The 13,617-nt window shown below is 59.4% G+C and carries 16 protein-coding genes; 6 read left to right on the top strand and 10 right to left on the bottom strand.

Going from position 1 to position 13,617, the window contains the following annotated elements; translation table 11 throughout:
* The 4 genes from AB5Y71_RS04000 (at position 1) to AB5Y71_RS03985 (ending at position 4,991) form a co-directional block, all read left to right on the top strand.
* Entirely contained in the window at positions 1-1,140 is a 1,140-nt protein-coding gene (locus tag AB5Y71_RS04000) for an amidohydrolase/deacetylase family metallohydrolase (RefSeq protein ID WP_368171052.1), read from the top strand.
* Positions 1,124-2,239 (top strand): DgaE family pyridoxal phosphate-dependent ammonia lyase, encoded by a 1,116-nt coding sequence (locus AB5Y71_RS03995; RefSeq protein ID WP_368171051.1) that lies wholly within the window; start codon positions 1,124-1,126, stop codon positions 2,237-2,239. The genes AB5Y71_RS04000 and AB5Y71_RS03995 overlap by 17 nt, the downstream gene beginning before the upstream one ends.
* On the top strand, positions 2,239-2,979 hold the full coding sequence (locus AB5Y71_RS03990) for a KDGP aldolase family protein (RefSeq protein ID WP_043850965.1): 741 nt from the start codon (positions 2,239-2,241) through the stop codon (positions 2,977-2,979). Before AB5Y71_RS03995 ends, AB5Y71_RS03990 begins: the two co-directional genes overlap by 1 nt.
* Before the next feature lie 107 nt (positions 2,980-3,086).
* Positions 3,087-4,991, top strand: a complete 1,905-nt coding sequence (locus AB5Y71_RS03985; protein ID WP_368171050.1) for a transcription antiterminator — start codon at positions 3,087-3,089, stop codon at positions 4,989-4,991.
* A gap of 17 nt (positions 4,992-5,008) precedes the next feature.
* On the opposite strand, the gene npr is transcribed toward AB5Y71_RS03985, so the two are convergent.
* The 10 genes from npr to AB5Y71_RS03935 form a co-directional block, all read right to left on the bottom strand.
* Positions 5,009-5,281: a PTS phosphocarrier protein NPr gene (gene npr / locus AB5Y71_RS03980; RefSeq protein WP_005336318.1), complete on the bottom strand. Its 273-nt coding sequence runs from the start codon at positions 5,279-5,281 to the stop codon at positions 5,009-5,011.
* 20 nt (positions 5,282-5,301) lie between these two features.
* Positions 5,302-6,168 carry an RNase adapter RapZ gene (gene rapZ / locus AB5Y71_RS03975; protein ID WP_040068818.1) on the bottom strand — a complete coding sequence of 289 codons (867 nt, stop codon included), beginning with the start codon at positions 6,166-6,168 and terminating at the stop codon, positions 5,302-5,304.
* A 45-nt stretch (positions 6,169-6,213) separates the two neighbouring features.
* Positions 6,214-6,660 carry a PTS IIA-like nitrogen regulatory protein PtsN gene (gene ptsN / locus AB5Y71_RS03970; RefSeq protein WP_005336322.1) on the bottom strand — a complete coding sequence of 149 codons (447 nt, stop codon included), beginning with the start codon at positions 6,658-6,660 and terminating at the stop codon, positions 6,214-6,216.
* 2 nt (positions 6,661-6,662) lie between these two features.
* Entirely contained in the window at positions 6,663-6,950 is a 288-nt protein-coding gene (gene hpf, locus AB5Y71_RS03965; RefSeq protein ID WP_005336323.1) for a ribosome hibernation promoting factor, read from the bottom strand.
* Between the two features lie 20 nt (positions 6,951-6,970).
* On the bottom strand, positions 6,971-8,410 hold the full coding sequence (locus AB5Y71_RS03960) for an RNA polymerase factor sigma-54 (RefSeq protein WP_005336331.1): 1,440 nt from the start codon (positions 8,408-8,410) through the stop codon (positions 6,971-6,973).
* Between the two features lie 65 nt (positions 8,411-8,475).
* On the bottom strand, positions 8,476-9,201 hold the full coding sequence (gene lptB, locus AB5Y71_RS03955) for an LPS export ABC transporter ATP-binding protein (RefSeq protein ID WP_005336333.1): 726 nt from the start codon (positions 9,199-9,201) through the stop codon (positions 8,476-8,478).
* A gap of 3 nt (positions 9,202-9,204) precedes the next feature.
* Positions 9,205-9,732, bottom strand: coding sequence for a lipopolysaccharide transport periplasmic protein LptA (gene lptA / locus AB5Y71_RS03950; RefSeq protein WP_040068817.1), 528 nt, complete (start codon positions 9,730-9,732; stop codon positions 9,205-9,207).
* Entirely contained in the window at positions 9,719-10,279 is a 561-nt protein-coding gene (gene lptC, locus AB5Y71_RS03945) for an LPS export ABC transporter periplasmic protein LptC (RefSeq protein ID WP_005336338.1), read from the bottom strand. Before lptC ends, lptA begins: the two co-directional genes overlap by 14 nt.
* A complete protein-coding gene (gene kdsC, locus AB5Y71_RS03940; RefSeq protein WP_088868289.1) occupies positions 10,276-10,830 on the bottom strand; it encodes a 3-deoxy-manno-octulosonate-8-phosphatase KdsC in 555 nt (184 codons plus the stop codon). The genes lptC and kdsC overlap by 4 nt, the downstream gene beginning before the upstream one ends.
* On the bottom strand, positions 10,830-11,825 hold the full coding sequence (locus AB5Y71_RS03935; protein WP_058057518.1) for a KpsF/GutQ family sugar-phosphate isomerase: 996 nt from the start codon (positions 11,823-11,825) through the stop codon (positions 10,830-10,832). Before AB5Y71_RS03935 ends, kdsC begins: the two co-directional genes overlap by 1 nt.
* A 207-nt stretch (positions 11,826-12,032) precedes the next feature.
* On the opposite strand from AB5Y71_RS03935, the gene mlaF reads away from it, so the two are divergent.
* The gene (mlaF, locus tag AB5Y71_RS03930) at positions 12,033-12,833 is read left to right on the top strand and encodes a phospholipid ABC transporter ATP-binding protein MlaF (protein WP_005336343.1); all 801 of its coding nucleotides are present in this window, start codon (positions 12,033-12,035) and stop codon (positions 12,831-12,833) included.
* A complete protein-coding gene (mlaE, locus tag AB5Y71_RS03925) occupies positions 12,833-13,612 on the top strand; it encodes a lipid asymmetry maintenance ABC transporter permease subunit MlaE (protein WP_005336345.1) in 780 nt (259 codons plus the stop codon). Before mlaF ends, mlaE begins: the two co-directional genes overlap by 1 nt.
* Positions 13,613-13,617: the final 5 nt, after the last annotated feature.

Below are 13,617 nucleotides of genomic sequence, written 5' to 3'. Positions count from 1 at the left end.
ATGTACGACATCATCATCAAAGCGGGGCGCCAGGGAGATGGCCAGCTCGTCGATATCGCCATCAGGGAGGGCAAAATTGCCGCCATCGGCTCCCTGCCGGAGACGGCAACGGCGCGGCAGATCCTGGATCTCGGCGGCCAGGTGCATGTGAGCGCAGGCTGGATCGACGGCCACACCCACTGCTACCCAGCCTCCCCCATCTATCACGATAAGCCGGACAAGGTGGGCGTAGAGTCCGGCGTCACCACCGTAATCGACGCCGGCAGTACCGGTGCCGACGATGTGGATGACTTCCAGCAGATCGCTGCGGGCTGCAAGACCCGGGTGCATGCCCTGCTCAACATCTCCCGTATCGGTCTGCTACGCCAGAACGAGCTGGCCGACAGCCGGGACCTCGATATGGATCTCGCCTCGGCAGCCATTCATCGCCACCCCGACTTTATCGTCGGCATCAAGGCGCGGATGAGCGGTAGCGTGGTAGGTGAGAACGGCCTGCAACCGCTGCGCATGGCCAAGGCGCTGCAACAGGCTCACTGCCAGCTGCCGCTAATGGTGCACGTGGGTAACACACCGCCGGATCTGGACGAGATCGTCGCCCTGCTGGGGGATGGCGATCTGCTGACCCACTGCTTCAACGGCAAACCGAACCGCATCCTGACTCCGGCCGGCGAGCTGCGGGTCGCGGTGCGCGAGGCGATGAAACGGGGGCTCTTGCTCGACATCGGCCACGGCGGCGCCAGCTTCAGCTTCGAGGTGGCGGAGCTGGCTATCCGGCAGGGGATCCTGCCCCGCACCATCAGCTCCGACATCTACTGCAAGAACCGCATCAAGGGGCCGGTCTACAGTCTGGCCCACGTGATGTCGAAGTTTCTCGCCATCGGCATGACGCTGGAGCAGGTGATTGCCTGCGTCACCCATCAGGCCGCCGATGCCCTGCGCCTTTCCGGCAAGGGGCGGCTCGAGGTAGGCGCCGATGCCGATCTGACCCTGTTCGAGGTCACCAGCGGCCCGACCCTGTTTATGGATACCGAAGCCCAGTCCCGCAGCGGTGACCAACAACTGCAGCCTCTCGCCGCCCTGGTCGGTGGCGAACTGGTTCTGACTCACTATGGGAAATCACACCATGCCTTCTGTTTATGAGAAATATCAGCTCAAACCGGTGATCAACGCCTCCGGGCGCATGACCATTCTCGGCGTCTCCACCCCCGAGCAGGAGGTGGTCGATGCGGTCAATTTTGGCCTGGGCCACTACTTCGAGGTCAAGGATCTGGTCAACAAGACCGGCACCTATCTGGCTGGTTTACTGGATGTGGAAGATGCGGTGGTGGTCTCCTGTGCCAGCGCCGGCATCGCCCAGTCAGTGGCCGCCATGATAGTGCGCGGCGATCCCTACCGCCTTGAGCACCTGCATGCCCACCCCCATGAGGTGCCGAGTGAAATCGTGCTGCCCAAGGGGCATAACGTCAACTTCGGCGCCCCGGTCGGCACCATGGTCAATCTGGGTGGCGGCAAAGTAATAGAGGCCGGTTACGCCAACGAGTGTTCCCCGGCCCAGCTGGCCGCCGCCGTCAATGCCAACACAGCAGCCATCCTCTACATCAAATCCCACCACTGCGTGCAGAAGAGCATTCTGTCGGTGGCCGAGGCAGCCGAGGTGGCCAGGGCCCACGGACTCCCGCTCATCGTTGATGCGGCAGCCGAGGAGGATCTGCGCCTCTACTACAGCCAGGGGGCAGCTCTGGTCATCTACAGCGGCGCCAAGGCCATTGAAGGGCCCACCAGCGGGCTGGTAGTTGGCAAGCGTCAGTACGTGGAGTGGGTCAAGCAGCAAGCCAACGGCATCGGCCGCGCCATGAAGGTGGGCAAGGAGGGGATCCTCGGCCTGACCCACGCCATCGAGCGCTATCTGGCCAAAGAGAAAGAGAGCGGCGCCGCCATGGTCTCCAAGATGGCCCCCTTCATCGAGCGCCTCAATCAGCTGCCCGGCGTTACCGCCAAAGTGGAGTGGGACAGCGCTGGGCGCGACATCGCCCGCACCGATATCGCCTTCGACCACCAGCAGGTCGGCATGACCACAGTGCAGGTCGTCAGCCGTCTGCAACAGGGCACACCTGCCATCTACTGCCGTGGCTACAAGGCCAACGAGGGGCACATCGAGATCGATGTGCGCAGCGTCACCGTGCCCCAGCTCGACCAAATCCACTCCGCCATTGCCAACCTCGTTCAGGAGAATCGCTGATGTCCCTTACCCCCAACTACTATCGTGATCGGGTCTGTCTCAACGTGTTGGCCGGTTCCAAAGAGAATGCCGTCGAGGTGTACGACGCAGCCGAAGGCCACGTGCTGGTCGGTGTGCTCTCCAAAAACTACCCGGATATTCCTTCAGCAGTTGCTGATATGAAGGAGTACGCCAAGCTTATCGATAACGCCCTCTCCATCGGACTGGGCGCCGGTGATCCGCGCCAATCCGCCATGGTGGCCGAGCTGGCCTGCCAGCTGCAGCCCCAGCACGTCAATCAGGTGTTCACTGGCGTTGGCGCCAGCCGGGCGCTGCTCGGCCAGTCGGAAACGCTGGTCAACGGCCTGATCTCCCCCACCGGCATGCCGGGGATGGTGAAGATCTCCACCGGCCCGCTCAGCGCCGGGCAGCCGGACGGCATCGTCCCCATCGACACCGCCATCGCCCTGCTCAAGGACATGGGTGGCAGCTCGGTCAAATTCTTCCCCATGGGCGGGCTGGCCTGCCGCGACGAGTATCAGGCGGTGGCCGAGGCCTGTGCCCGCCACGGCTTCTGGCTGGAGCCCACCGGCGGCATCGATCTGGACAACTTTGAAGAGATTGTGCGAATCGCGCTGGATGCCGGGGTCGAGAAGGTGATCCCCCACGTCTACAGTTCCATCATCGACAGCGCGAGCGGTCAGACCCGTCCTGATGATGTACGGACTCTGCTGGCCACGGTGAAACGACTGTTGGCGTGATGGCAGTCACGGGCACCGGTTTAATCACTGACCGGTGCCTGGCCTGCTGGTGACATGCTTGTTAACATCGATCCTTTTATCCTGCAACAGGAGATGTTCATCCCCACATGATCAAGCTGCCCCACCCGAGACTGCACCAGCTGCTGACCCAACTTCATGCCGAACCACTGCCGCAGGAGGAACTGGCTCGCCGCCTCAGTGTCTCCACCCGCACCGTACGCACCGATGTGGCGACCCTCAACGAACTGATTGCCACTCACGGTGCCCACCTGATCCACCAGCGTGGCAGCGGCTACCAGCTGAAGATCTACAATCAGACGCTGTTTGAGGCATTGCTGGCAGCGCAGGGACAGGAGAATACCTTGCCGCGTACCAGTCGCGAGCGGGTGCTGCATCTGCAGATCCTGCTGCTGACGGCAGAGCAGGGGATCAAGCTCGATGAGCTGGCCGATACCTGGTACCTGAGCCGGACGGCGCTGCAGGGCGATATGGCGGAAGTGCGGGAACAGCTGGCTCACTTTGGCCTCACGGTCGAGAGCAAACCAAGGGTGGGCATGCGGGTACAAGGGAGCGAGACGGCCATTCGCGCCTGTCTGACCCAGCTGCTCTGTCAGGAGCTGCTCAACAACCATCCCCTGCAGAGCCTGCTGCCCAACCTCTGCCCCAGCAAAACTCTGGAGGTAGTGGGCAATCACATTCACGACCAGTTGAGCCGTCATCAGCTGCGTCTGGCCGACGAGAGTTTGCAGCAGCTTGCCATCTACTGCGCCGTCGCCCTGCTGCGCCAGGCCGCTGGCCACGAGCTGCGCCAATTCGCCAGCGAGGATCTCACTGCCCCCCTGCTGGCAGTCGCCCGTGACATCTATGGTGAACTGCCGACCCTCACCCCGCCGGGAGAAGAGGAGATAGCCTGCCTCGCTATCCAGATCCAGGCGCGCCTGATTGCCGAAACGCCTCAGCTTAGCCCGGCCATGGCGGCCGAGAGCGAACAGCTGGTGGAACATCTGCTCACGTACATCCACCAGCACTACCCCTATGATCTGCGGGGTGACCAGCAGCTGCGAGCCGACCTGCAGACCCACATCAGCGCCATGCTGCTGCGGGTCAAGTACCAGATCGGCAGCCACAATCCGCTGGCAGACCACATCAAGCAGTACTACCCCCTCGCCTACGACATCACGCTGGCAGCCATCTCGGAGTGGATCAGGCAGACCCCTTACCGGCTGACCCACCACGAGATCGGTTATCTGGTGATCCATATCGGGGTCGGGCTGGAGCGCCACTACGATATCGGCTACACCAGACGCCCGCATGCACTGCTGTTGTGCGATGCGGGCAACGCCACCTTCCGCGTACTGGAAGCACGCATCAAGCGAGAGTATCCCCAGTTGCAGCTGACCACGCTGGAATCGGTGCGGGATTACGAAGGGCTGGCGCAGATCAAACAGGATTTTGTCATCAGTAGCGTCAAGGTGAGCGAAAAGGATGTGCCGGTGGTGCAGGTAGACCCCTTCCCGACCCAGTACCAGCTGGAGCAACTTGGCAAGCTGGTACTGATCGATCGCACCCGCCCCTATATGCTCGACAAGTACTTCGATGCCGACCACTTCATGGTGGTCAAAGAACCCCTTACCCAGGCCGAACTGTTTGCCCGTATCTGTGATCAGCTGGAGGCGGAAAATCTGGTGGAGAGCGGCTTCAGGGCCTCCCTGCAGGAGCGGGAGCGAATAGTCTCCACCATGCTGGGTGAGGGTATCGCCTTGCCCCACTCCCTCGGCCTGCTGGCTCGCCGGACGCTGGCCTATACCGTACTGGCACCGCAGGGGATCGACTGGGGCAATGGCGAAAACGCCACCCTCATCTTCGTGCTGGCCATCAGCAAGGCTGACTACGAGGAGGCGATGGGGCTCTACGATCTTTTTCTGGCGCTGATGAATGAAAAAGCCAGCAGAAGTCTGCTGGCTTGTCGCGATTTTGCCAGCTTCAAAGCGCTGGCGCGTACCGGTTCATAACATAAAACGAGGAGTGACTACTCCTCGTTGAAGCCGGAGGTGAACAGCTCCACCACGGCGGCCAGGGCCTCGACCTCTTCGGGCCCTTCAACCTGTACTTCCACCTGCCGCCCTTGCGCGGAATCAAGCATCAGCAGGCCGATGATGCTGTCAGCATCGGCCTCCACACCATCTTCATTGCGCAGCAGCACGTGGGCATCGAAACCCTGCACCAGCTCGAACAGCATCATGGCTGGTCTGGCATGAATACCCAGCTTGTTTTTCACTTCAACCGAGGCGGAAACAGTCATCGGGTCGTCCTATTGGTCCGTCAGGATTGGGGGGCACTCTTGTCGAGAGTGCGGTGGCGGATCTGCACGTTCTTGCCGAGCAAACGGAATGCACTGGCCAGCCGTTCTGCAATAAAGACCGAACGATGCTGACCGCCGGTGCAACCGATGCCGACCGTGAGGTAGCTGCGATTGTTGCGCTCCAGATGGGGCAACCAGGTCACCAGCATGTTTTCGATCTGCTGGGTAAACAGCATCACGTCAGCCTGCGCCGAGAGGTAGTTGGCGACCGGCTCATCCTTACCGGTAAACGGCTTGAGCTCGGGGATCCAGTGCGGATTGGGCAGGAAGCGGGCATCGAACACGAAGTCGGCATCCTTGGGAATGCCGTACTTGAAGCCGAACGACTCGAACACCAGCACCAACTCGTTCTCTTTCTTCCCAAGCACCCTGGTCTTGATGAGCTCGCTCAGGTCGTGAATGCTGAGGGTGGTGGTGTCGATACGCAGGTCAGCAGTCGAGGAGAGTGGCGCCAGCAGGTGGGTCTCCTCCCGAATCGCCTCATCCAGCGACAGCTTGTTGCGTGAGAGGGGGTGCAAACGGCGGCTCTCGCCATAGCGCTTGAGCAGGGTGCCGTTGTCGGCGTCGAAGAAGAAGCTGGAGAACTCTACCCGCCCCTCATTGCGCACCTGAGCCAGCAGATTTTCCAGTTTCTCCGGATCGCTCGGCAGGTTGCGCACATCGATGCTGACCGCCAGCTTGTCGTACTGGCTCTCCACCGAGACAATCAGCTGGGGCAGCAGATTGACCGGCAGGTTGTCCACACAGTAGTAACCCAGATCTTCCAGCACTCGCAGGGCTACCGTTTTACCGGAGCCCGAACGTCCACTTACCACGATTAACTGCATCTTGTTCCCTCACGCCAAAACGGGTGTCTCATCCTTGGCCTGCTGTCAGGCCGAGGTCATGATCTGATAGAGCTCTTCGTCGCTGGTTGCCTGACGCAACTGGCGGCAAACCGCCTTGTCACCCAGCTTGGAAGCCATCAGAGAAAGGGTCTTGAGATGCTGCTTGCACTCGCTTTCCGGCACCAGCAAGGCAAACAGCAGGTCAACCGGTTGATTGTCGATGGAGTCGAAAGGAATAGGGTCGGCAAAGGTCATCAGGATCGCGGTTGGCGGGAACTCATCGTCAATGCGACCGTGGGGGATCGCAATACCGGCACCGATCCCGGTACTACCCATTTTTTCGCGGGCCAGCAAGCATTCAAACAGCGCCTGACGGGAGGTGCCAAGGCGTTCGGCGGCCAGCTCGCTGATGATTTCGAGGGCGCGTTTCTTGCTGGTACAAGGGACTGCACTCTTGGTGCAGTCCCGACTCAGTATGTGTTCAAGTTGCATGGTTATTTTTTATTTAACTTATCTTTGTGCTTGATGATCTGCCTGTCCAGCTTGTCGAGCAAGGTGTCTATCGCAGCATACATATCGGCATGTTCAGAGTTGGCAAACACTTCGCCACCGCTGACGTGCAATTTGGCTTCCGCTATCTGGTTCAGTTTTTCCACGCTAAGCACCACATGAACATTGTTGATGTGGTCGAAGTGACGCTCGAGTTTGGCAAATTTGTTATTCACATAATCACGCAGAGCTTCGGTGATCTCGACATGGTGTCCGGTCAGGTTAATTTGCATAACATCATCCTTTTGTTTGCCTAAACCAGGCGTTTGCGCTGATTGGAAGGTGGGATAAACAAGGATTCGCGATACTTAGCGATCGTGCGTCTCGCCACCATAATACCCTGTTCGGCCAGCAAATCCGCGATCTTGCTATCACTTAACGGCTTGGCAGGATTCTCTGCCGTGACCAGCTTCTTGATGAGCGCGCGAATTGCGGTCGATGAGCACTCTCCTCCTCCTTCGGTGTTCACATGGCTGGAGAAAAAAAACTTCAATTCGAAGATACCACGGGGGGTATGCATGTACTTCTGGGTCGTCACCCGGGAGATGGTCGACTCATGCATCTCTACCGCTTCGGCGATGTCATTGAGCACCATCGGCTTCATCGCCTCTTCACCATACTCGAAAAAGCCCTGTTGCTGCTCGACAATGCAACTCGCCACTTTCAGTAGGGTGTCATTGCGACTTTCCAGGCTCTTGATGAACCACTTGGCTTCCTGCAAATGGGAGCGAATAAACTGGGTGTCGGTGCTGCTGCGGGCGTTGCGGGCCATGGCGGCATAGGTCTCGTTGACCCGGATGCGGGGGGCTGAGTCGGGATTGAGCTCGACCACCCACTTGCTGCCCTTCTTGACCACGGAGACGTCGGGGATCACGTACTGAGAGTCGCTCTGGATAATGCCATTGCCGGGACGCGGCTCCAGCAGCTGGATCAGATCCAGCACCTCCTTGAGGTCGCTCTCTTTGAGTTTTGTCTTGCGGGCGAGGGTGCGGTAATCCCGGTTGCCGAGCAGCTCCATGTGCTCGAGGATCACCTCTTTGGCCTCGTTGAGCCAGGGGGTCTGCGGGTCATACTGATCCAGCTGGATCAGCAAACACTCCTGCACAGAACGGGCAGCAATGCCGACCGGATCGAAGTGCTGAACCCGCTTGAGTACCGCCTCGACCTCATCGAGCTCCACCTCTACGTCATCGCTGGTGACGGCAGCCTGGATATCCTCCAGCGCAACGGTCAGATAACCGGATTCGTCGATGGCATCGATGATGGCGAGCGCGATGGCGGCATCCACATCGCTGAACGGCGTGAGCCGCATCTGCCACAGCAGATAATCCTGCAGGTTTTCGGTGGTCTCTCCCTGATAGACGCTATCTTCCCCATCGTGGATGGGGCCCGCGCTCTGGGCGGTGCCGGCAGAGTAAACCTCGTCCCATGTGGTATCCACCGGCAACTCGTCCGGCATCTGCTCCTGGGCCATGGCATCGCTGGAATCCAGCTGGCTGGCATCGACCGGCGCTTCCGGACTGGTCTCTTGCGCCTCGCTCTCTTCCTGCTCCAGCAGAGGGTTATTTTCGAGCGCTTGCTGAATTTCCTGCTGAAGTTCCAGAGTGGAGAGCTGGAGCAGACGAATCGCTTGTTGTAATTGCGGCGTCATGGTCAGGGACTGACCGAGACGCAACTGTAATGTCGGCTTCATCTACGTCGGGATATCCTTATGTTCAGCGAGGCACTCGTCAAAGGAAATGAAGGCATGCCCCCTTACTATAGACTGAATTGATCGCCCAAATAGACGCGCTTGACCTGCTCATCGGCAAGGATGTCAGCCGGTGCACCTTCGGCAATCATCTTGCCGTGGCTGACGATATAGGCCTTCTCACATACGTCCAGAGTCTCTCTGACGTTGTGGTCGGTAATCAAGACGCCAAGGCCTCTATCTTTCAGATGCTGAATGATCTTCTTGATGTCTATCACAGAAATCGGGTCAACCCCTGCAAAGGGTTCATCCAGCAGAATAAAACGCGGCTCGGCCGCCAGCGCACGGGCGATCTCTACCCGACGGCGCTCACCGCCGGAGAGGCTCTGACCCAGGTTGTCGCGAATGTGGGTGATATTGAACTCTTCCAGCAGTTGCTGAACCTTGTCCTCACGCTCCTCGCGACTCAACCCCTTGCGGGTCTGCATCACGCCCATCAGGTTGTCGAACACCGACAGGCGACGGAAGATGGAGGCCTCCTGCGGCAGGTAACCGATGCCATTGCGCGCCCGCACATGCATGGGCTGCAGGCTGATGTCCTGATCGTCGATGGTGATGAGACCGGCATCGCGCTGCACCAGCCCCACGATCATGTAGAAGGAGGTGGTCTTGCCCGCCCCGTTGGGGCCGAGCAGGCCGACAATCTGGCCGGTGCCCACTTCAAGGCTGACGTCACTCACCACCATGCGGCGCTTGTAGCTCTTCTGCAGGCCCACTGCTTTTAACACTGCCATGGCTTATTTTCCCTGCTTCTTCTGGTCGGCGGGCTTGTCGAAATTCTCTACCTGATCCGGCAGGAATACGGTTTTGACCCGCTGGCTCGGGCTCTTGCTCTCGGCGATCATCTTCTGTTTGACGATGTCGTAGCGGATCAGATCGCCATTGACCTGGCTATCTTCCTGCTTGAGCTGACCGTTACCGGTGATGGTCACCAGACGGTTCTTCAGCTCGTAGCGGATAGTGTTGCCGTGGGCATTGACCGGCTTGCCGTTATCCAGGATCTGGAAGAAGGTGGCGGGCTTGCCGTAGGCAGTCATCACCTCGGCCCCTTTCTCGCCGGAACGGGTCACTACCACCTTGTCAGCCTTGATCCGGATGGTGCCCTGATTGATGGTCACGTCCTCTTCGAAGGTGATGCGGTTGTCCTGCATCTCGGCCACCTGTTTGACGGCATCGACGTAAACCTTCTCGGCAAAGTCGGACTCTTTGGCGGTCACCGCACCACACAACAACAGGGCTGCGAGGGCCAGATTAGCGTTTTTCATTGAAATAGATGGCATGGCCTTGATCCAGTAACTCAAAATATTTGCGGTCCAGATGGCCCTTGAGGCCAACCCCTTGGGTCTGGAAATCCCGACCCAGAATGTTCACTTCCCGGTTGCTGCGCACATCCTGTGTCACCAGATCCAGCTCCAGATAGGGGGTATCCAGTGTGGAAATGAAAGAGGTGGGCAGCAGACCATCCAGATGCACCTTGTCCCGCAGGATGACGTTGTCGCCGGTGTTGAGCACGCCGGTTTCGGCGGTCACCTTCCACTCGGCGGCACCCTGATCGTCATACATGTAGACCACCGGCTTGTCGAAGGTGGCCTGCTCGAGGATTTGATAATACTCGGCGTAGGTCGACTCCAGCCGCTCGGTGCGCTTGCCATTGATATCAAAACGGGTGGTCACCAGATCTTTGGCGACAAAATCCGGCTGATAGTTTTCGATTTTGACGGCGCTCTCAGGCACCAGCTCAACCTTGCCCAGCTGCCAGGCAACCAGTGCAACCAGAAACAGCAGGGCAAACAACAGGGTCTGTCTGCTCATACCGAAGCCTCGGGCTGATAATCGTCGTGGCCCTGCGCCTGCAAAATGAGGTCACACACCTCGCGCACCGCACCCATGCCACCGCCAAGCCGGGTCACCATATCGGCACGACTCAGCACCAGCGGATGGGCATCGGCCACCGCGATACCCAAGCCGCAAGCGGCCATCACCGGCAGATCGATGGTGTCATCGCCCATATAGGCAGCCTGTTCCGGGGTCAGCCCCAGCTTGGCCAGCAGCGCTTCGAAGTGAGGCAGCTTTTTATCAGCCCCCTGCACCACATGAGCCACCCCCAGGCTTTTCATCCGATCACTGACGATTCGGGAGTTGCGCCCTGTGATGATGGCGATCTCGATCCCGGCATTGAGCAGTGCTCGCATGCCCGCACCATCACGGGTGCAGAAGGTTTTCAGCTCTTCGCCGTTGTTTCCCATGTAGATAAGGCCGTTGGAGAGCACCCCGTCCACATCGCACACCAGCAGGCGGATTTGCGCCGCCTTGTCGAACTGGCTGCGCGTCACCGGACCATAGAGGGTCGGTACGTTTTGCATCAAATGACTCCGGCTTTCAGCAGGTCGTGCATGTTGAAGGCGCCGAGCGGGCGTTTCTCTTCATCCACGACCAGTAATCCGTTGATTTTTCTCGTTTCCATCAGCTTGACGGCTTCCGCAGCCATCATCTCTGGACCTACGGTAACACAGTTGGCCGTCATCACGCGGCTGATGGGGGTGTGATGGATATCGATCTGCTGGTCAAGAATGCGGCGCAGGTCGCCATCGGTAAAGAGCCCGGCCAGCAGGCCATTGCCATCGACCACCGCCGTCATACCGAGCCCCTTGCGGCTCACTTCCAGCAGCGCCTGGCTGATGGTGGCATCTATCCCCACCCGGGGCAACAGCTCACCGCTGTGCATCAGGTCGCCGACCCGCAGCAACAGACGCTTGCCAAGGGAACCGCCCGGGTGAGAGAGGGCGAAGTCATCGGCGGTAAAACCGCGCGCTTCCAGCAGAGCCACCGCCAGGGCATCGCCCATCACCAGGGTTGCCGTGGTGCTAGAAGTGGGTGCCAGACCCAGCGGGCAGGCCTCTTTCTCCACCTTGATGCACAGGTGCACGTTGGCCTCTTTGGCCATGGTGGAGGCCGGATTACCGGTCATGCAGATGAGCGGTATGCCGCGGCGCTTGAGTACCGGCAGCAGGGCCAGGATTTCGTCGCTCTCGCCGGAGTTGGAGATAGCGATGATAAGGTCGCCGCTGGAGATCATCCCCAGATCGCCGTGACTCGCTTCTCCCGGGTGAAGGAAGAAGGCCGGGGTGCCGGTGCTGGCGAGGGTGGCGGCAATCTTGCTGCCGATATGGCCCGACTTGCCCATGCCGGTGACCACTATCTTGCCACCGCAGCGCAGCACCATCTCGCACGCCTTGTCGAAGGCGTCGTTCAGATACTGATAGAGTCCATCAATGGCTTGCTTTTCTGTGTCCAGCACCGCGCGGGCACTGCGACGAAAATCGAACAGTTCAGACACTTTCTCAGGCTTTACAGACATAAAGACACAGCTCCGGGCCGAAATTAGCTGCGGGATTATAAAAAAGTCTGCCCGGATAAGCGAATCGGATGGCAAGTCCCGCTCTCGATGACGCACTTTGTTACAGAAAACTGTCGTGCAAATGGGCTTGCAGCCTGTTCAATAGTTGTTCCTTGCTGTTGCTTAGACCTAGACTACCCCATAAAATTCGCACCTCATTTACACCGGATGGACAATTGTTTGAACAATGACCTGATCACCATCTCCGATCTGACCTTCAGTCACGGAGATCGGCTGTTGTATGACGGGATCAACCTGACCATTCCTCGTGGCAAGGTAACCGCCGTCATGGGCCCGAGCGGCATCGGTAAAACCACCCTGCTGCGGCTGATCGGTGGCCAGCTCAAGCCGGAGTCCGGTCACATTCTGTTTGACGGGGAAGATATCCCCACCCTCTCCCGTTCGCGCCTCTATGAAGTGCGCAAACGGATGAGCATGCTGTTCCAGAGCGGCGCCCTGTTTACCGGCATGACGGTCTACGACAACGTGGCCTTCCCGCTGCGGGAACACTCCGGCCTGCCAGAGGAGCTGATCCACACCATCGTCATGATGAAGCTGCAGGCGGTGGGCTTGCGCGGCGCGGCGAAACTGATGCCCTCCGAGCTCTCCGGCGGCATGGCACGCCGGGCAGCGCTGGCACGGGCCATCGCCCTTGACCCCGACCTCATCATGTATGACGAGCCGTTTGTCGGGCAGGACCCCATCACTATGGCGGTGCTGGTCAAGCTGATCAAGGAGCTGAACGATGCCCTTGGCATCACCTCCGTCATCGTCACCCACGATGTGAAAGAGGTGCTGAGCATCGCCGATTACGCCTACATCATTGCCAATCGCAAGGTGGTGGCACACGGCACGCCGGATCAGCTGCGCGAGGAGCACAATCCCGAAGTCGAGCAGTTCCTCAAAGGATTGCCCGACGGTCCTGTTCCGTTTCATTTTCCGGCAGGCGATCTGCTACAGGATCTCTGATGTTGATAAGTCAAATAAGCAAGCTGGGGCGGGTCGGAGTGCGGTTTATCAGCTCCGTCGGTCGCGCCACCATCATGTTGTTCCATGCGCTGGCGGGCAAACCCGAGCCGCGCAAGCACTTCCCGCTGCTTGTCCAGCAGCTCTATGTGGTGGGTGTGCAGTCGGTGGCCATCATTCTGGTCTCCGGCCTGTTCATCGGCATGGTGCTCTCGCTGCAGGGTTACAACGTATTGAAGGATTTCGGCGCCGAGCAGAGTCTGGGGCCGCTGGTTTCCCTCTCCCTACTGCGGGAGCTGGGCCCTGTGGTCACGGCGCTACTGTTTGCCGGCCGTGCCGGTTCGGCCCTGACCGCTGAAATCGGCCTGATGAAGGCCACAGAGCAGCTTTCAAGCCTCGAGATGATGGCGGTCGACCCGCTACGCCGGGTGGTTGCTCCCCGCTTCTGGGCTGGCGTCATCAGCATGCCGCTGCTGGCCTTTATGTTCAGCCTGATCGGCATCTTCGGCGGCAAGCTGGTCGGTGTGGACTGGCTCGGCGTGGACGAAGGGGGCTTCTGGTCTGCCATGCAGGCCTCCGTCGACTGGCATGAGGACATCATGCAGGGCGCCATCAAGAGCCTGATTTTCGCCCTGGTGGTCACCTGGATTGCGCTCTTTAACGGCTATGATGCCAAGCCGACCTCGGCCGGGATCAGTCAGGCCACGACCCGTACCGTGGTCCACTCATCCCTCGCCGTGCTCGGCCTGGATTTTATACTCACTGCAGTCATGTTTGGATAAGGTAA

It is taken from the genome of Aeromonas sp. R9-2 (genome assembly GCF_040908025.1).
GTDB lineage: Bacteria > Pseudomonadota > Gammaproteobacteria > Enterobacterales > Aeromonadaceae > Aeromonas > Aeromonas veronii.
This window is presented reverse-complemented; position numbering and strand designations above follow the sequence as displayed.